The organism is Microcystis aeruginosa NIES-4325, assembly GCF_008974145.1.
In the GTDB taxonomy this organism is placed as follows: domain Bacteria; phylum Cyanobacteriota; class Cyanobacteriia; order Cyanobacteriales; family Microcystaceae; genus Microcystis; species Microcystis aeruginosa_G.
The window spans coordinates 73,062-89,964 of record NZ_BJKP01000005.1; the positions used below are offsets into that span (position 1 = coordinate 73,062).

At 47.7% G+C, this 16,903-nt stretch carries 26 protein-coding genes and 1 tRNA gene; 24 read left to right on the plus strand and 3 right to left on the minus strand.

Features of this window, described 5'->3' with window-relative positions; all coding sequences use genetic code 11:
- Nucleotides 1-66 precede the first annotated feature (66 nt).
- Nucleotides 67-831: a YebC/PmpR family DNA-binding transcriptional regulator gene (locus tag MiAbW_RS04245; protein ID WP_151695064.1), complete on the plus strand. Its 765-nt coding sequence runs from the start codon at nucleotides 67-69 to the stop codon at nucleotides 829-831.
- A gap of 270 nt (nucleotides 832-1,101) precedes the next feature.
- Entirely contained in the window at nucleotides 1,102-1,932 is an 831-nt protein-coding gene (locus tag MiAbW_RS04250) for a metal ABC transporter permease (RefSeq protein ID WP_151695065.1), read from the plus strand.
- Nucleotides 1,933-2,153: 221 nt separating this feature from the next.
- On the opposite strand, the gene MiAbW_RS04255 is transcribed toward MiAbW_RS04250, so the two are convergent.
- Nucleotides 2,154-2,735: a DUF3727 domain-containing protein gene (locus MiAbW_RS04255; RefSeq protein ID WP_151695066.1), complete on the minus strand. Its 582-nt coding sequence runs from the start codon at nucleotides 2,733-2,735 to the stop codon at nucleotides 2,154-2,156.
- A gap of 47 nt (nucleotides 2,736-2,782) precedes the next feature.
- Complete coding sequence (gene surE, locus MiAbW_RS04260; protein ID WP_151695067.1) at nucleotides 2,783-3,595, minus strand: 5'/3'-nucleotidase SurE; 813 nt, start codon at nucleotides 3,593-3,595, stop codon at nucleotides 2,783-2,785.
- A gap of 56 nt (nucleotides 3,596-3,651) precedes the next feature.
- Here surE and MiAbW_RS04265 point away from each other — a divergent pair.
- Nucleotides 3,652-3,724, plus strand: a tRNA-Arg gene (locus MiAbW_RS04265).
- A 162-nt stretch (nucleotides 3,725-3,886) separates the two neighbouring features.
- Here MiAbW_RS04265 and MiAbW_RS04270 read toward each other — a convergent pair.
- Nucleotides 3,887-4,558, minus strand: coding sequence for a phosphoribosyltransferase (locus tag MiAbW_RS04270; protein ID WP_151695068.1), 672 nt, complete (start codon nucleotides 4,556-4,558; stop codon nucleotides 3,887-3,889).
- Nucleotides 4,559-4,756: 198 nt separating this feature from the next.
- Here MiAbW_RS04270 and MiAbW_RS04275 point away from each other — a divergent pair, with 198 nt between their 5' ends.
- From MiAbW_RS04275 to secY, 21 genes are all read left to right on the plus strand, one after another.
- Nucleotides 4,757-5,242 carry a DUF4079 domain-containing protein gene (locus MiAbW_RS04275; protein WP_151695069.1) on the plus strand — a complete coding sequence of 162 codons (486 nt, stop codon included), beginning with the start codon at nucleotides 4,757-4,759 and terminating at the stop codon, nucleotides 5,240-5,242.
- Nucleotides 5,243-5,425: 183 nt separating this feature from the next.
- Nucleotides 5,426-5,764, plus strand: coding sequence for a P-II family nitrogen regulator (locus MiAbW_RS04280; RefSeq protein ID WP_151695070.1), 339 nt, complete (start codon nucleotides 5,426-5,428; stop codon nucleotides 5,762-5,764).
- Nucleotides 5,765-6,330: 566 nt separating this feature from the next.
- The gene (gene rplC / locus MiAbW_RS04285; protein WP_151695071.1) at nucleotides 6,331-6,969 is read left to right on the plus strand and encodes a 50S ribosomal protein L3; all 639 of its coding nucleotides are present in this window, start codon (nucleotides 6,331-6,333) and stop codon (nucleotides 6,967-6,969) included.
- Nucleotides 6,970-6,989: 20 nt separating this feature from the next.
- On the plus strand, nucleotides 6,990-7,622 hold the full coding sequence (gene rplD, locus MiAbW_RS04290; protein WP_151695072.1) for a 50S ribosomal protein L4: 633 nt from the start codon (nucleotides 6,990-6,992) through the stop codon (nucleotides 7,620-7,622).
- Complete coding sequence (locus MiAbW_RS04295) at nucleotides 7,612-7,917, plus strand: 50S ribosomal protein L23 (RefSeq protein ID WP_002746599.1); 306 nt, start codon at nucleotides 7,612-7,614, stop codon at nucleotides 7,915-7,917. The genes rplD and MiAbW_RS04295 overlap by 11 nt, the downstream gene beginning before the upstream one ends.
- 33 nt (nucleotides 7,918-7,950) lie before the next feature.
- On the plus strand, nucleotides 7,951-8,784 hold the full coding sequence (rplB, locus tag MiAbW_RS04300; protein WP_151695073.1) for a 50S ribosomal protein L2: 834 nt from the start codon (nucleotides 7,951-7,953) through the stop codon (nucleotides 8,782-8,784).
- Between the two features lie 30 nt (nucleotides 8,785-8,814).
- Nucleotides 8,815-9,096 carry a 30S ribosomal protein S19 gene (rpsS, locus tag MiAbW_RS04305; protein ID WP_002753908.1) on the plus strand — a complete coding sequence of 94 codons (282 nt, stop codon included), beginning with the start codon at nucleotides 8,815-8,817 and terminating at the stop codon, nucleotides 9,094-9,096.
- 121 nt (nucleotides 9,097-9,217) lie between these two features.
- Nucleotides 9,218-9,577: a 50S ribosomal protein L22 gene (rplV, locus tag MiAbW_RS04310; RefSeq protein WP_002734454.1), complete on the plus strand. Its 360-nt coding sequence runs from the start codon at nucleotides 9,218-9,220 to the stop codon at nucleotides 9,575-9,577.
- Nucleotides 9,578-9,600: 23 nt separating this feature from the next.
- A complete protein-coding gene (rpsC, locus tag MiAbW_RS04315; RefSeq protein WP_061432468.1) occupies nucleotides 9,601-10,329 on the plus strand; it encodes a 30S ribosomal protein S3 in 729 nt (242 codons plus the stop codon).
- 30 nt (nucleotides 10,330-10,359) lie between these two features.
- Nucleotides 10,360-10,779, plus strand: coding sequence for a 50S ribosomal protein L16 (gene rplP, locus MiAbW_RS04320; protein ID WP_002734310.1), 420 nt, complete (start codon nucleotides 10,360-10,362; stop codon nucleotides 10,777-10,779).
- The gene (gene rpmC / locus MiAbW_RS04325) at nucleotides 10,779-10,997 is read left to right on the plus strand and encodes a 50S ribosomal protein L29 (RefSeq protein WP_002796424.1); all 219 of its coding nucleotides are present in this window, start codon (nucleotides 10,779-10,781) and stop codon (nucleotides 10,995-10,997) included. The genes rplP and rpmC overlap by 1 nt, the downstream gene beginning before the upstream one ends.
- 6 nt (nucleotides 10,998-11,003) lie before the next feature.
- A complete protein-coding gene (gene rpsQ, locus MiAbW_RS04330) occupies nucleotides 11,004-11,246 on the plus strand; it encodes a 30S ribosomal protein S17 (RefSeq protein ID WP_002734070.1) in 243 nt (80 codons plus the stop codon).
- Nucleotides 11,247-11,266: 20 nt separating this feature from the next.
- The gene (gene rplN, locus MiAbW_RS04335) at nucleotides 11,267-11,635 is read left to right on the plus strand and encodes a 50S ribosomal protein L14 (RefSeq protein WP_002732358.1); all 369 of its coding nucleotides are present in this window, start codon (nucleotides 11,267-11,269) and stop codon (nucleotides 11,633-11,635) included.
- 40 nt (nucleotides 11,636-11,675) lie between these two features.
- The gene (gene rplX, locus MiAbW_RS04340; RefSeq protein ID WP_151695074.1) at nucleotides 11,676-12,029 is read left to right on the plus strand and encodes a 50S ribosomal protein L24; all 354 of its coding nucleotides are present in this window, start codon (nucleotides 11,676-11,678) and stop codon (nucleotides 12,027-12,029) included.
- Nucleotides 12,030-12,083: 54 nt separating this feature from the next.
- Nucleotides 12,084-12,623 (plus strand): 50S ribosomal protein L5, encoded by a 540-nt coding sequence (gene rplE, locus MiAbW_RS04345; RefSeq protein ID WP_002787866.1) that lies wholly within the window; start codon nucleotides 12,084-12,086, stop codon nucleotides 12,621-12,623.
- A 229-nt stretch (nucleotides 12,624-12,852) separates the two neighbouring features.
- Entirely contained in the window at nucleotides 12,853-13,254 is a 402-nt protein-coding gene (gene rpsH, locus MiAbW_RS04350) for a 30S ribosomal protein S8 (RefSeq protein WP_151695075.1), read from the plus strand.
- Nucleotides 13,255-13,359: 105 nt separating this feature from the next.
- Nucleotides 13,360-13,920 carry a 50S ribosomal protein L6 gene (rplF, locus tag MiAbW_RS04355; protein WP_151695076.1) on the plus strand — a complete coding sequence of 187 codons (561 nt, stop codon included), beginning with the start codon at nucleotides 13,360-13,362 and terminating at the stop codon, nucleotides 13,918-13,920.
- Nucleotides 13,921-13,923: 3 nt separating this feature from the next.
- Nucleotides 13,924-14,286: a 50S ribosomal protein L18 gene (rplR, locus tag MiAbW_RS04360; protein ID WP_002746610.1), complete on the plus strand. Its 363-nt coding sequence runs from the start codon at nucleotides 13,924-13,926 to the stop codon at nucleotides 14,284-14,286.
- Between the two features lie 26 nt (nucleotides 14,287-14,312).
- Nucleotides 14,313-14,834: a 30S ribosomal protein S5 gene (gene rpsE / locus MiAbW_RS04365; protein WP_151695077.1), complete on the plus strand. Its 522-nt coding sequence runs from the start codon at nucleotides 14,313-14,315 to the stop codon at nucleotides 14,832-14,834.
- A 10-nt stretch (nucleotides 14,835-14,844) separates the two neighbouring features.
- A complete protein-coding gene (gene rplO / locus MiAbW_RS04370; protein ID WP_151695078.1) occupies nucleotides 14,845-15,288 on the plus strand; it encodes a 50S ribosomal protein L15 in 444 nt (147 codons plus the stop codon).
- Between the two features lie 249 nt (nucleotides 15,289-15,537).
- Nucleotides 15,538-16,857 carry a preprotein translocase subunit SecY gene (secY, locus tag MiAbW_RS04375; RefSeq protein WP_151695079.1) on the plus strand — a complete coding sequence of 440 codons (1,320 nt, stop codon included), beginning with the start codon at nucleotides 15,538-15,540 and terminating at the stop codon, nucleotides 16,855-16,857.
- Nucleotides 16,858-16,903 lie beyond the last annotated feature (46 nt).

The following is a 16,903-nucleotide window of genomic DNA, read 5'->3' on the forward strand; positions in this document are numbered from 1 at the left end:
GAGTATTTCACACCGAGCATTTTCAATGACACAGTGTACGTCACCATTAAGATAACTGTTATAGATATGGCTGGTCATAGTAAATGGGCAAATATTAAACGACAAAAAGCCCGCGTTGACGCAAAAAAAGGCAAAACTTTCACCCAGTTATCCCGGGCGATTATCGTGGCTACCCGTAACGGGGTTGCCGATCCGGCAGGCAATTTTCAACTACGCACGGCGATCGAAAAAGCGAAGGCAGCTGGTATTCCTAATGAAAATATCGAAAGAGCGATCGCTAAAGGGGCGGGAACTTTTGAAAATGACTCGGCTTTTGAAGAAATTCGCTACGAGGGTTATGGCCCTGGAGGGGCGGCGATTTTGATCGAAGCACTGACCGATAATCGCAATCGCACGGCAGCGGATCTGCGGGCGGCTTTTAGCAAAAATGGCGGTAATTTAGGCGAAACGGGCTGTGTGGGCTGGATGTTTGACCATAAGGGGGTAATTCGCCTTGAGGGAACTATTGATGAGGATAAGCTTTTAGAAGCTTCCCTAGAGGGAGAAGCCCAATCCTACGAGTTTTTTGAGAGTCAGGAGGAAGGTCAAGGGGCAGAGGTGTTTACTGAGGTGTCTAACCTGGAGAGATTGAATAAAGTTCTGCAAGAAGCGGGATTTAGAGTCAAAGAAGCAGAATTACGCTGGATTCCCACTAATATCCTAGAAGTGAGCGATCGAGAGCAGGCCCGTCTTTTATTCAAGTTAATCGACACCCTAGAATCCCTCGATGATGTGCAATCGGTAACTGCTAATTTTGATTTAGTCGAGGAATTGATGTCAGTGGATGTATAATACTAAATTACTAGGCAGTGATTAGGGTTTGCTGAAAAAGTTTGTTGGTGGGGTTAGGAGTCAGTAACCAGTAACCAGTAGTCAGTAGTCAGGAGAATTAAGAATGAATAATAATTAATTAAATGGTCTCTTGATAGATTTTATGCCATTTAATCCTTATTTTTGCCTAGGTAAAGGAAAAATATATGTAATTAATTCTGTCTGGATCCTTATTAAATAACATTAACCGTACTGTCTTTATTACTGATAACTGATTACTGACAACAACCTATGCTAGAGGCTTTACAATTTGATTTTATGCGCCATGCGATCGCCGCTGGAATATTGGTTAGTATTGCCTGTGGGATTGTTGGTACTTTGGTAGTAGTTAATCGCGTGGTTTTTATCAGTGGGGGAATCGCTCACGCTGCCTATGGGGGGATCGGAATCGGTTATTTTTTGGGGATTAATCCCCTAGTGGGGGCGATATTTTTTACCTTTTTTTCGGCTTTAGGTATGGGCTTTTTACAGCGTCGTATCCGGGAGAGATCCGATACTTTAATCGGGGTGATGTGGGCGATTGGTATGGCGATTGGGGTAATTTTTATTGATTTAACCCCTGGTTATAAAGCTGATTTAATGAGTTATCTTTTTGGTAGTATTTTAACTGTACCAAGGGATGATTTGTGGATAATGGTGGGCATAGATATATTAATTATAACCTTAGTTAGTATCTTTTATAAAGAGTTGTTAGCCATATCTTTTGATGAAACCTTTGCGATTATTCGCAATATTCCCGTGGAGATAATTTATTTAGGTTTAATGGGAATAACCGCTTTAACTATTGTGGCGGTAATGCAGGTGGTAGGATTAATTATGGTAATTGCTTTATTAACTATTCCTGCGGCTATCAGTGGACAATTTGTTAAAAATATGAAGGGAATGATGATCCTAGCGATTATTTTAGGAATTGTTTTTACTTTAGTTGGTTTATGGTTATCCTATAGTTTAAATCTCACCTCAGGGGCGACAATTATTTTAGTAGCCGGATTGGGCTATTTAATCAGTCTTGCTTGCAAACCTTTCGTCCTCACTATCACCAGAAAAATAGCTAATCTTTAAGGTTCTCCCGTAGTTGTGGTGATCAGAAAAAGTTATCTAGGGGAGAGACTAGAAGTCTTTCCCAGAGAGAAAATTAGCGAATCAATCTATATAGAATAGGCATACTGCCCGTGGCAATCTGGGATGCTTCTATCAGGATTCAGGAGTCAGGAGACAGTCGAACGCTTTTTATTGATTCTCCCTTCTCCCTTCTCCCCAGCGGATTTGGTAAAATTATCTGATTATTCGAGTTCATCAAACAAAAGTTCCTCTAGAATTGGTCCCATGCCGTCATCATCGGGAGAGACTAATTCAACTTTCCCTTCTGCGTCACCGACGGCTAAGAATAACAAGGGAGCGAGGGGACTGTAAATCGAGTATTTTTGATCTTCCGAAAAGAAACTGGCGAGAAATTGCAATTCTTCCGGCTCTGATGACGAGGAAGGGCTATCGCTATCAATTTCTAAACTGAGAACCTTATCTTCTTCTAGGGGCGGTAATTCACCACTAACAGTCAAGGTGTGAGCAGTGGATTTGAGCAATAGGTCTAATTCTGCTAAAACTGCCTTAGCATCGGCAAAAACCAGCTCGATTTCCTCGCTATCTTCGATTAAAAAGGCATCAGATTCTTCTTCCTCCGATTCCTCATCCCAAGCTAGTATCATCACCGGTGTATCCACGGGGACAAGAAGCATATAGGTGAGGTCATCGGTTTCATAGGCATTCTCAATATAACAGTCTAGCGATCGACCTTGCTCATCCCAGAGGGTTATGATCTCCGCTTCTTCGAGTTCGTTTTCTTCAAAATTAAATTGAGGGGACATAGGCTCTCAAACGCTAATGATTGAATCAGAATATCATGAGTTGATCCTCAATCAAGCCAAGAATTTCGGTGCAAATGTTGAAAACCCTGCACATCAGTTAAATTGTATTGTAGGGGCGTGATGGTGATAAAATTCTCGCCAATAGCGCGCACATCCGTAGGCACTTCCGGGGGTAAATGGCTGTAGTCTGGTTGTTCGATATCTTCGACCACTTCCCCAATTAACCAGTAATAACTTTTACCCCTAGGATCCAGTCTTTTCTCGAAGGTTTCTTCGTAGCGTCGCAATCCTTGCCTAGTGATTTTCACCCCCCTGATTTCGGCACTACTAACCGGAGGGACGTTAACATTGAGTAAAGTGGGAACGGGAAAAGGGTTAAGGGCAACTTTGCTGACTAAAGTGAGGGCAAAATCGGCAGCCGGTTGGAAATCGCAGACCTTAAAACTAGCGAGACTAAAAGCAATACTGGGAATCCCTTCAATTAATCCCTCCATGGCCGCAGAAACCGTGCCAGAATAGAGGATATCGGTGCCGAGATTAGACCCGTGGTTAATGCCAGCTAGAACTAAATCGGGACGCTCTTTCAGGACGGCACTAAGGGCAAATTTCACCGAATCGGCCGGAGTTCCCGAACAAGACCAGGCAATCACATCCGGATGAAAAATTCCCTCCACCTGTTCGGCCCGGATGGGATGGTGTAAGGTTAAGCCATGACCAGTAGCAGAGCGCTCACCGTCGGGACAAACTACAGTGACTTGATAGCCCGCAGTAGCAAGGGTGTTAGCGAGGGTGCGGACTCCTAGGGCGGAAATGCCGTCATCGTTACTGATCAGTAATTTTAAAGATCGATCGCTAGTCATAAGAATTTCTGATCTACTGCGTCGGCTAGTGGTATAATATAATAGTATTTTATCGTGGGTACGTAGCTCAGAGGATAGAGCACCAGGTTCCGGTCCTGGGTGTCGGGGGTTCGACTCCCTCCGTACTCGTTTAGTGATCAGTTAATTACCTAAGCAAAATTAATTACACATCTAAGCCGTCAGCTTTTTGCTTTGATCAGCAAACAGAGACATCCCCAAAATTTATAACCCAATCACAGCTTGCTTTTGTCTTGTGTACTAATAAAATGTATATCTGCTGATTACTGATTTTCAATCATGTCCACAAACTGGAATCAAAGAACTATCGACGGTGGACAAAAGTGTTTGCACCTCCTCATCGCTGGTTTGGGAAAAATCTTCGTACCAAAGGGAAATTGATCTCAATTCGTAGGGTTTATGTAGGCAAATTACTCGATCGACTAATTTTTCTAATTGCTCACAGACTTCCACTGGGGCAATAGGAACAGCAATAATAATAGCAGCGGGATCCCCAGCTTTAAGGGTCTGAATCGCCGCTTTAATCGTTGCTCCCGTGGCGATACCATCATCTACTAGAATAATCGTTTTTCCCGTTAGGACAGGAAAGGGTCGCTCACCTCGATACAAGCGATCGCGTCGCTCTAATTCGATCATTTCTTCCTTTGCTACCCGTTCCATCATCGTCTCCGATAGGTGCAAGTCTTCAACGATACTTTCATTGATCACCCGCACACCATTCTGACCGATCGCCCCAAAAGCTAACTCTTTTCGCTCCGGTACACCTAATTTCCGCACTAAACACAGATCCAGAGGTAAATGTAACCTTTGGGCAATTTCAAAGGCGATCGGAACCCCACCCCGGGGCAAAGCCAAAACCAGCACCCTAGCACTATTGGTATATTCTGTCAAGTAACTAGCTAATAGTCTCCCTGCTGATCGCCGATCTTTGAGCAGATAATTCATAATGCCCTCCTAGGGGCTAATCCCCGTGAGGATACCTAGTCTCCCCTGCCTTTATTCTATATTTCTCCGCTCATCTCTAGCGGAAATGTTAAGAAATTTAGCGAAGGCTTGACATTTTTTCGGCTAACCGCAGTTTTTCCAGACCAGAGATCGGCTAAAATCTTAGGCAAAAGGGTTTTGTAAAGTTAGGTAACAAACATGAATCAAAGTTTAAGTGATGCGCTAGAGCCGATCGCCGCTGCTTTTCGCAGTCTCGGAACTCCTGAACCGATCGTTCATTGGGGACATCCAGTCATGATGGGGATTGTGGTTTTAATTATGGGTAGTTATACTGCCTATGCCGGCTGGCAAAGCCGTTTAAGCAAAGATGGGGAAGTAGTGGCCAAAAATCGGACCGATCACCGCAAACTCGCCCCTTGGCTGTTTTTATTTATCGCTCTCGGTTACACTGGCGGTATTTTATCCCTAGTCATGCAGAAACATCCCATCCTCGAAAGCAGCCATTTCTGGACAGGATCGATCGCGATCGGTTTATTAGCTTTCAATGGATTATTGTCCCTCACAGGCTTCGCTGGCGGTAAAAAAGAACTTTTCCGGACTATTCACGCCTATATCGGCAGTATTGCCCTGATTTTACTGCTAGTTCACGGTGTTTTTGGTCTTCAGTTAGGATTATCTCTCTAGTTGGTTTATTTATGGCTTCGGGTGGGAATTGGCCCACCCAGAAATTTTTCACGGTGGCAGACTCTGGCCAAGGCCAATAATTGAAGAAATCATGACTTTAAGTGCTATTGTCGGGATTCTGCGTTTAGAATTAACAGTTAATTCGCCAAGAAGGTATCGTCACGCAACGAGGAGATAGATATTTTGAAGAAAGTAGAAGCGATTATCCGACCCTTTAAACTGGAAGAAGTGAAAATCGCCCTGGTTAACGCGGGCATTGTCGGCATGACCGTCTCCGAAGTTAGAGGTTTCGGTCGTCAGAAAGGTCAAACGGAACGTTATCGCGGTTCCGAGTACACCGTCGAATTTCTCCAAAAACTCAAGATCGAGATAGTTGTCGAAGATAATCAAGTCGATATGGTCGTCGATAAGCTGATTTCTGCGGCGCGTACTGGTGAAATTGGAGACGGTAAAATCTTCATCTCCCCCGTGGGACAAATCGTCCGCATCCGTACTGGAGAAAAGGATCTCGAAGCGATTTAACCTCTAGACAAGGGATGATAGTACAATGCTGTCATCCCCCCATTGACAGTGATTCCCATCAAGCAGTCCAACCTAATTTGGTATCGACGACCGATTCCCCCAAAGGAAAACTTTGTACCTCACCATTAAGATAACTACTATAATTAAATCTATTAGCTCAGTCCGCCCCCTCACTGCAGAATTAGATATTATCATTTCCAGTGACTAAAAAAAACCTCTTGCCTAAAAAGTCACAAATATTATATAATGTTTGATTGTGGCCAAAACCGGTCTTAGGTGGTGCCGAAGGCACTGCCCAGCAGAACCGCCTTGGTCGCTCGGTCTTCGCCGGGATACTGAAGATCAACGCTTTAAGTCCTGAAGAAACAAAGACCAGCAACAATCTAGGCAGAACCAGCAACCCTGTCTAGTCCTACTTACGAATTTAACGGGATGCCAGCTTAAATAACTCCAAAAAAGTCATTCAAGTTGGGCAGGCTGATAAAGCGGGAAAGATTTCTCCCGCTCCTATAGCCACGGCCACGTTATTTTTGATTGTCGTCTAGTAAAGATAAAGAGAACAATCCGTGTCTATCGGTATCCTCGGTACAAAACTGGGCATGACCCAAATCTTCGACAACAAAACGGGAGTCGCCATTCCCGTCACCGTCGTTCAGGCCGGTCCCTGTCCCGTCACCCAAGTCAAAACGAAAAAAACCGACGGTTATGAATCCATCCAAGTGGGATACAAAACCGTCAAAGAAAAAGCCCTCAACAAACCGCTACTCGGTCATTTAGCCAAAGCCGGCGTCTCCCCCCTGCGGCATTTAATCGAATACCGCATCGAGGACGCATCCGCCTACACTTTAGGCCAAGAAATTACCGCCGCTATCTTCCAAGAAGGGGATTTAGTCGATGTGGCTGGAACCACCATCGGACGGGGTTTCTCCGGCTATCAAAAACGCCATAACTTCAAACGCGGTAACATGACCCACGGTTCCAAAAACCACCGTCTCCCCGGTTCCACCGGCGCCGGTACTACCCCCGGCCGGGTTTTCCCAGGTAAGAGAATGGCCGGACAATACGGAGCCACCCAAGTGACCATCCGCAAACTGTCCGTGGTCAAAATCGATAGCGAACGCAACCTGATCCTGATCAAAGGAGCCGTCCCGGGTAAACCAGGAACCCTGTTAAACATCACCCCCGCCAAGAAATTTGGTAAATAGGGCAAGGAAAGATTAAAGCCATGGTTAACTACACAGTCAAAAATTGGCAAGGGGAAGAAGCGGGAACAGGCACCCTGGAACTGAAAACCGCTAAACCCGAAACCGCCAAACACCTAATTCACCGCGTCGTCATCAGCCATCTAGCGGCGGCCCGTCAAGGTAACGCCTCCACCAAAACCCGCTCGGAAGTGCGCGGCGGTGGTCGCAAACCTTGGCGGCAAAAAGGCACCGGTCGCGCCAGGGCTGGTTCGATCCGTTCTCCCCTCTGGCGTGGTGGCGGCGTCATCTTCGGACCAAAACCGAGAGATTTTGAGGTTAAGGTCAATCGCAAAGAGAAAAGATTAGCCCTGAGAACCGCTTTGATCAGCCAAGCCGATAACTTTATCGTGGTGGAAAGCTTCGCTGAACAATTCTCCCAACCCAAAACCAAAGAACTCACCGCCGCCTTAAGTCGCTGGGGAGCCAGTCCAGAGGAAAAAATTCTGCTGATTTTGACGGAAATTCCCGAAAATGTCTATTTATCGGGACGTAATATCTGCAATCTCAAAATTATTCGCGCCGATAGTCTCAACGTCTATGATGTCCTCCTAGCCGATCGAGTTATCGCCACCGCCGCAGCCCTAGCTAAAATTGAGGAGGTCTATGGTGCTTAAAACTGAAGCCAGACAACTCGCCGATCTGATCCTAAAGCCGATCGTCACCGAGAAAGCCACCCTACTCCTAGAACAAAATAAATACGTCTTCGATGTCGCCTTGAAAGCGACCAAGCCGGAAATTCAAGCGGCGATCGAATTGTTGTTTGACGTGAAAGTAACGAAAGTGAACACCAGTCGCCCCTCTCGTCAGAAAAAACGCGTCGGCCGTTTCCTCGGTTACAAACCCCAATACAAACGCGCGATCGTGACCCTAGCGGAAGGCGACTCGATCGCCCTCTATCCCGACGTATAACCACCAAGAAACCCGATAACGGAAAACTAAACTATGGGTATTCGTTCTTTTAGACCTTTAACCCCCGGGACAAGGCAGGCGGCCATCTCCGACTTTAAAGAGATCACCAAAACCGAACCAGAAAAGTCCCTAACTCATCACAAACACAGCAAACAGGGGCGTAATAATCGCGGTGTCGTTACCAGTCGTCACCGGGGCGGCGGCCATAAGCGCCTCTACCGGATTATCGATTTTCGTCGCGATAAACGGGATATTCCAGCCAGAGTAGCGGCGATCGAGTACGATCCTAACCGTAACGCCCGCATTGCCCTGCTTTTCTACAAAGACGGGGAAAAACGCTACATCATCGCCCCCGCCGGTTTAGGCGTTGGTGATACCGTCATCGCCGGAGAAAACGCTCCCTTCGAGGTCGGTAATGCCCTACCCTTAAGTCGTATCCCCCTAGGGACAGAAGTTCATAACATCGAACTCGTACCCGGTCGCGGTGGTCAAATGGTGCGCGCCGCCGGTGGTTTCGCCCAAGTGGTAGCCAAAGAAGGCGATTACGTTACCATTCGCCTACCCTCCAAAGAAGTACGCATGATCCGGCGTGAATGCTACGCCACCATCGGAAAAGTCGGTAACGCCGAAGCGAGAAATATCAGTCTCGGTAAAGCCGGTCGTACCCGTCACCGCGGTCAACGACCTCATGTTCGGGGTAGCGTCATGAACCCAGTGGATCACCCGCATGGAGGTGGAGAGGGTCGCGCTCCGATCGGACGTTCTGGACCGATGACTCCTTGGGGTAAACCCGCCCTCGGTCGCAAAACTCGCAACAAGAAAAAACGCAGCAGCGATCTGATCGTGCGCCGTCGTAACCAGGGTTAGAAATTATTACTTTACTTTTGACTGAAAATTATGGGTCGTTCACTGAAAAAGGGGCCATTTGTCGCCGGCCACCTGATGGAAAAAATCGAAAAACTCAACGCCCAGGGCAGTAAACAAGTGATTAAAACTTGGTCCCGGGCCTCGACCATCATTCCCGATATGGTCGGTCACACGATCGCCGTTCACAACGGCAAACAGCACGTTCCCGTCTATGTTTCCGAGCAGATGGTCGGTCATAAACTCGGTGAATTCGCTCCCACCCGCACCTTCCGCGGCCACGCCAAGAGCGACAAAAAAGCAGGACGGAAATAGATCAGCCGATACTCCCTCAGTCGTCAGCTAGATAGTGGCCTCTGAGCAAGGCCGAAGAGTCGTGACCATAAATCACCAAGACTGATGACTGATAACTGATAACTGATAACTGATAACTGAAATGACCATCGATACCTCTAACGAAGTCAAAGCGATCGCCCGCTATATTCGGATGTCACCCCTGAAAGTCAGACGGGTACTCGATCAGATCCGCGGTCGCTCCTATCGGGAAGCCCTAATTATTCTCGAATTTATGCCCTACCGGGCCTGTGATCCGATTCTCAAAGTCCTGCGTTCCGCCGTTGCCAACGCCGAAAATAACGAAGGACTCGATCCCGCCACTTTGGTAGTTAGCCAAGCCTTTGCCGATGGCGGACCGACCCTAAAACGTTTTCGACCCCGGGCCCAAGGGCGCGCCTACCAAATTCGCAAACCCACCTGTCATATCACCGTCGCCGTCGCTCCTAGCCTCGAAGACTAATCACCTTAACTAAAAAAACCACAATGGGACAAAAAATCCATCCCCTCGGTTTTCGTCTCGGCGTTATCAAAGATCACAAATCCTGCTGGTATGCCGACGCGAAACGTTACCCCGAACTACTGCAAGAAGATCGCCGCATTCGTGAATACGTCGAAAAAAACCTCGCTAATGCCGGTATCGCCGATATTCGCATCGAACGCAAGGCCGATCAAGTAGATATCTCCATCCATACCGCTCGCCCTGGAGTCGTCGTCGGTCGTGGTGGCACGGGAATCGAACAGCTGCGCCTAGGTTTGCAAAAAGCCCTCGGTGGCCAGCGTCAAATTCGCATTAACGTCATCGAAGTGGCTCGCGTTGACGCCGATGCCAACCTGATCGCCGAATACATCGCCCAACAACTAGAAAGACGGGTTTCCTTCCGTCGTGTGGTTCGCCAGGCCATCCAACGGGCGCAAAGGGCCGAAGTCAAAGGGATCAAAATTCAAGTTAGCGGTCGTCTCAACGGGGCAGAAATCGCTCGGACTGAATGGGTGCGGGAAGGACGAGTTCCCCTGCATACCCTGCGGGCCGATATTGATTACTCCTATAAAACCGCCAGCACCATCTACGGGATTCTAGGCGTGAAAGTTTGGATCTTTAAGGGCGAAATTATCCCCGGTCAAGAAGAAATTGCCGCCGCCGTTCCCGCTCAAGCACCGCGCCGTCAACAGCGCCGCCGTCAACAGTTTGAAGATCGCTCTAGTGAGGGCTGATCCCTAACATTTATCAGTGGTAAATAGCTCATGTTAAGTCCCAAAAGAACAAAATTCCGCAAACAACAGCGCGGACGGATGCGCGGGCTGGCAACCGGCGGAAATACGATTAATTTCGGCGATTTCGCCCTGCAAGCCACCGAACCCTGTTGGATTACTTCCCGTCAAATCGAAGCCGCCAGACGGGCAATGACTCGTTATATTCGTCGGGGTGGCAAAATCTGGATCCGCGTTTTTCCCGATAAACCCGTCACCCAACGAGCCGCAGAAACTCGGATGGGTTCCGGGAAAGGTTCGCCCGAATTCTGGGTGGCTGTGGTTAAACCGGGGTTCATTATGTTTGAAATTGCCGGGGTAGCTGAACCGGTAGCCCGGGAAGCCATGCGCCTAGCGGCTCAAAAATTACCGATTAAGACCAAATTTATCACTCGCGAGGAGGATTTTGTCTAATGGCTCTACCGAAAATCGCCGAAGTGAGGAAGATGAGCGATGAGGACATCGCTGATGCTATCCTCGCTGCCAAAAAGAAACTGTTTGAATTGCGTTTGCAGCAGGCCACCCGTCGCTTGGAAAAAACCCACGAATTCAAACACACCCGCCACCGTCTCGGCCAATTGTTGACCGTAGAACGGGAGCGCCAACTAGCCCAGTCCACCCCGGAGGCATAACCCGCTATGGCAGTTAAAGAAAGAGTTGGGGTAGTAGTCAGCGACAAAATGGATAAAACCGTAGTGGTAGCCATTGAAAACCGCTCTCCTCACCCTAAATACGGCAAAATCGTCGTGAAAACCCAGAAATTTAAGGCTCACGACGCAGAAAATCAAGCCAAACAAGGCGATCGAGTTCGCATTCGTGAAACCCGCCCCCTCAGTAAAACCAAACGTTGGGAAGTGGCGGAAATATTAACCGATAGTTAAATTTCACCTAGGTAAAAACCGTGATTCAACAACAAACCTACTTAAATGTCGCTGACAATAGCGGGGCGCGGAAACTAATGTGTCTGCGGGTGCTGGGAACAGGTAACTGTACCTACGGTGGCATCGGTGACAAAATTATCGCCGTGGTTAAGGACGCTATCCCCAATATGCCCGTGAAAAAATCCGATGTGGTCACTGCGGTGATTGTGCGAACCCGTCAAACCGTCCGTCGCGATAGTGGCATGAGCATCCGTTTTGATGATAACGCCGCCGTAATTATTAATAATGACGGTAATCCCAAAGGTACTAGGGTTTTTGGTCCGGTCGCTCGGGAATTGCGCGATAAAAACTACACCAAAATTGTTTCCTTGGCCCCAGAAGTTCTCTGATCAAAGTCAAAAGTATAAAGGCAATCGGAGGTCAAAAAAAATGAGTAAGAAAAACAGTCAAACCTCACCCCAAAGGCAAAAAATGCACGTTAAAAAAGGGGATGTCGTTCAAGTAATCGCCGGTTCCGATAAGGGCAAAGTGGGCGAAATTTTACGCGCCCTACCCCAAGAAAGTACCGTGGTGGTCAAGGGAGTTAATATCCGCACCAAACATACTAAACCCCAACAGGAAGGGGAATCGGGTCAAATCGTTACCTACGAAGCACCGATTCACAGTTCCAAAGTGATGCTCTATTCCGAGAAGAAAAAAATCGCCAGTCGGGTGGGTTATACCTTTACCGAAGACGGTCGGAAAGTGCGGATACTGAAGAAAACTGGCGAAATTATTGATTAGTGTCCCATCAATTCTAGTTCCTGACCAAGCCCAGGAAAAGCAAGCAGCAAAACTATGAGCCAAAAACTAAAAACCACCTATCAAGAAACCATTGTTCCTAAACTGAAAGAACAATTTGGTTATACCAATATCCACCAAGTACCTAAAGTTATCAAAATTACTGTTAACCGTGGTCTTGGGGAAGCTTCACAAAATGCCAAAGCTTTGGAGTCTTCCAAGGCGGAACTGTCCACCATCACCGGACAACAACCGGTAGTGACTAGAGCTAAAAAAGCGATCGCTGGCTTCAAAATTCGCGAAGGAATGCCCGTGGGTGTGATGGTGACATTGCGCGGCGATCGAATGTACGCTTTTTTAGACCGTCTCATTAATCTGGCCTTACCACGCATTCGCGACTTTCGCGGTATCAGTGGTAACAGTTTTGATGGTCGTGGTAACTACAGTTTAGGCATTCGTGAACAGTTGATCTTCCCCGAAATTGAATACGACAAAATCGATCAAATTCGCGGGATGGACATCTCAATCATCACCACCGCTAAAAACGACGAAGAAGGACGCGCCCTCCTCAAAGAGATGGGAATGCCCTTTAGATAAATCAATCAAGAGAAAAGTAAACAGTGACCGGTAAATAAGTGAACAGTGAACAGCAAACAGTAAACAGTGAATAGCAAACAGTAAACAGTGATTCAGTGAAAAGACAGCAGGAAACTGCTATTTAATACTACTCACTTAATACTCAAATCTGATAACTGATAACTGATAACTGATAACTGATAACTGATAACTGATGTTGATCCCAATTTAGGAGAAAAACAGGTAATTCATGTCTGCTAACGATACCATCTCGGATATGCTGACCCGCATCCGTAACGCTTGCGCGGTTCGGCAGACCACTACTCAAATTCCCACCACGCGGATGACCCGCAATATTGCTCAAGTTCTCAAGGACGAAGGCTTTATTGCTGACTTTGAGGAAGTGGGTGAGGGGATTAAATCTCAATTAGTTCTTTCCCTCAAATATAAAGGCAAAAACCGTCAACCGATCATTACTACCCTCACCAGAGTCAGTAAACCGGGCCTGCGAGTTTATTCCAACAGTAAAGACTTACCGCGCGTCCTCGGTGGCATTGGCATCGCCATTGTTTCCACCTCTAAAGGCATTATGACCGATCGCGAAGCCCGTAAACAAAACGTTGGCGGCGAAGTCCTTTGCTACATCTGGTAAACAAGGATAAGCTATCAGCCGTCAGCCTTTCCCAGTTTAAACCTGATAGCTGACCCACTGATAACTCTTCCGGGATATCTGACTCACTGATAACTGATAACTGTTATGTCTCGTATTGGCAAACGCCCGATTCCTATTCCCAATAAAGTCACCGTCGATATCGATGGTGCTACCGTGACGGTGAAAGGGCCAAAAGGAACTCTCCAAAGAACCCTACCCACCGCCGTCACCATCAATAAAGATGGCGAAACCATCCTCGTTACCCGTCAAGACGATTCCCGTACCGCCAGAGAACGCCACGGACTCTGTAGAACTCTAGTAGCCAACATGGTAGAAGGAGTCGCGACTGGCTTTCAAAAACGCCTCGATATCCAAGGGGTGGGCTACCGCGCCCAGTCCCAGGGTAGTAAATTAGTTCTTAATGTTGGTTACAGTAAACCCGTGGAAATGGAGATGCCCGATGGTGTTTCCGTCGCCGTAGAAAATAATACCCAAGTTATCGTCAGTGGCATCGACAAAGAAGCGGTCGGTAACATTGCCGCTAAAATCCGCGAAGTTCGTCCCCCCGAACCTTATAAAGGAAAAGGGATTCGCTATCTTGGTGAAGTCGTCCGTCGCAAAGTGGGTAAAGCTGGCGGTAAAGGCGGTAAAGGAGGTAAAAAATAAACCATGAAACTTAGTCGCAAAGAATCAGTCCGTCGTCGTCACCAGCGTGTGCGTCGCAAAATTAATGGCACTGCTGAACGGCCCCGTTTATCCGTATTTCGTTCTAATAACCACATCTACGCCCAAATTATCGACGACGTAGCCCAACACACCCTTGCGGCCGCTTCTACCCTAGAGGCCACCTTGCGCGGGGAATTAGAGTCCACCGCTACCCAAGAAGCATCGGCTGCCGTGGGTAAACTGGTGGCCCAACGGGCCCTAGAAAGAGGCATTGAACAAGTGGTTTTTGATCGCGGTGGCAATCTCTATCACGGTCGCGTCAAAGCCTTAGCAGAAGCGGCTCGGTCAGCCGGCTTAAACTTCTAAAATATCCTTTCAACACTGATAAAACTATGGCAAAACGTCGCAAAGGCAACCGCGAAAAAGAAAAAGAAACCACTTGGCAAGAGCGGGTCATCCAGATCCGCCGGGTTAGTAAAGTGGTTAAGGGTGGTAAAAAACTCAGCTTCCGGGCTATCGTCGTGGTCGGTAATGAAAACGGCCAGGTGGGAGTGGGAGTCGGCAAAGCAGGGGATGTGATCGGGGCCGTCCGTAAAGGTGTGGCCGATGGTAAAAAACAACTAATTGAAGTCTCCTTAACTAAGGCCAGTTCTATCACTCACCTCACCCGGGGCGCTTCCGGGGGGGCTCAGGTGCTTATGCGTCCGGCTGCCCCAGGAACTGGGGTTATTGCCGGAGGTGCTGTCCGTACCGTTTTAGAACTAGCCGGGGTGAAAAATATCCTCGCTAAACAACTCGGTAGCGATAACCCCCTCAATAACGCTAGAGCCGCCGTTAACGCCCTGGAAACTCTCCGCACTTTCTCGGAAGTGGCCAAGGAGCGAGGCGTATCTGTAGAACATTTGTACACCTAGAGAAATCACCATGAAACTCCACGAAATCGCCCCCCAACCGGGGTCAACTAAACGCCGTCGTCGTGTGGGCCGGGGTGTCTCGGCCGGCCAGGGCGCTAGTTGCGGTCTGGGAATGCGCGGACAAAAATCTCGCTCTGGGACAGGGACTCGTCCCGGTTTTGAGGGGGGACAAATGCCCCTCTATCGTCGGGTGCCGAAATTAAAGCATTTTCCTTTGGTTAACCCCCGTCAATACACGATCGTTAATCTGAAAAAATTAGCTTCTTTACCCGCTAATACGGAAGTTACCTTGGAAAGTCTCCTCGAAGCTAAAATTCTCACCAGCAACGACGGCCCTTTAAAAGTTTTGGGTGATGGTGAAATTACCGTTCCCCTCAAGGTGAAGGCCGCCGCTTTTAGCAATAGTGCTAAAGAGAAAATTACCGCCGCTCAAGGGACTTGGGAAGAGATATAAATTTCCCCAGGAGATTACAAGAAGCAGGCGGGGAACGGGCAGCAGCGAGTTTTTTGCTGTGTGCAGTAAACAGTAATCAGTGAACTGAAAACTCACATCTGATGACTGATAACTGATAACTGATCACTGATAACTGAAGACTGGATTGCTATATCATAAGAAAGACAGGGGAAATCTTAAAAAAATCGAGAAAGTTTTCCCCTCGATTACTTTTTCCCATAAAAAAAACTGCACTAGAGGTAACTGTTAATGGTCGTTAGTCGTGATAAGGCTCCCACGGCACAGGAAACGTTTATGCAAATGGCACAGGCGGCCGGTTTACGCGGTCGCTTGTTGATTACATTGGGTTTACTGATTCTGCTCCGTTTTGGGATGTTTGTACCGATCCCCGGTTTGGATCGGGCAAGATTAGCAGAAATTATTCAAAGTAACGCCGCTTTGGGAATCCTTGACCTGTTTACTGGGGGAGGATTATCGACGTTAGGGATTTTTGCCCTCGGCATTCTTCCCTATATCAACGCCTCAATTATCGTGCAACTGCTCACCGCTGCCCTTCCTTCTTTGGAAGATTTACAGAAAAATGAAGGAGAAGCAGGACGGCGAAAAATTGCCCAAATTACCCGTTATGTTGCCTTTGGTTGGGCAATTATTCAAAGTATCGGTATTACTCTCGGTTTATTGGTGGCTAACGGTGTTGTGGCTGGAACTTTACCCTCGATCGCCGCTACGGTTCTCGCTTTAGTGGCTGGTTCTATGTTCGTGATGTGGATTTCGGAACTGATCACAGAACGCGGTCTGGGAAATGGAGCATCTTTGCTGATTTTTGTCAACATTGTCGCTGTTTTACCAAAAACCCTCGGTGATACGATTACTTTTGCCCAACAGGGTGGCCGACAAGCGATCGCTCAAGTGGTGATTCTCTTGCTGGTTTTCTTGGTGATGATTATCGGCATTGTTTTTGTTCAGGAGGGAACCCGTCGGATTCCGATTGTTTCTGCCCGTCGTCAGGTGGGTCGTCGTCTCTATCGGGAAAGAACCAGTTATCTACCCCTACGACTCAATCAAGGGGGCGTGATGCCGATTATTTTCGCCTCGGCAGTGTTGGTCTTACCTTTCCAATTGGTGCAAGCTTTACCCACGGATAACCCGGTCGGCCAGGTTTTAGTCCAGTTGGTTAATGCCCTGCGTCCCGATAGTTGGGGTTATGTGGCTTTTTATAGCTTACTGATTCTCGGTTTTAGTTTCTTCTACGCTTCCCTGATCGTTAACCCCAAGGATATGTCCCAAAACCTGAAAAAAATGGGAACCAGTATTCCGGGGATTCGTCCGGGGACCGCTACTACTAATTATCTGGAAGGGGTGCTGAATCGTCTCACCCTTTTGGGCGCTCTCTTTTTAAGTTTGGTGGCTACCGTGCCGACTGTAGTAGAAAGCGCCACCGGTGTCACCACTTTTCGCGGTTTGGGGGCAACTTCCCTGTTAATTCTGGTGGGGGTGGCGATCGATACGGCGAAACAAATTCAAACCTATGTCATCTCTCAACGCTATGAGGGCATGATTAAACAGTAGTTAGATAGTCAGCCAGTGACCTTTTAGCGGTTGCTGGTTATTTTTT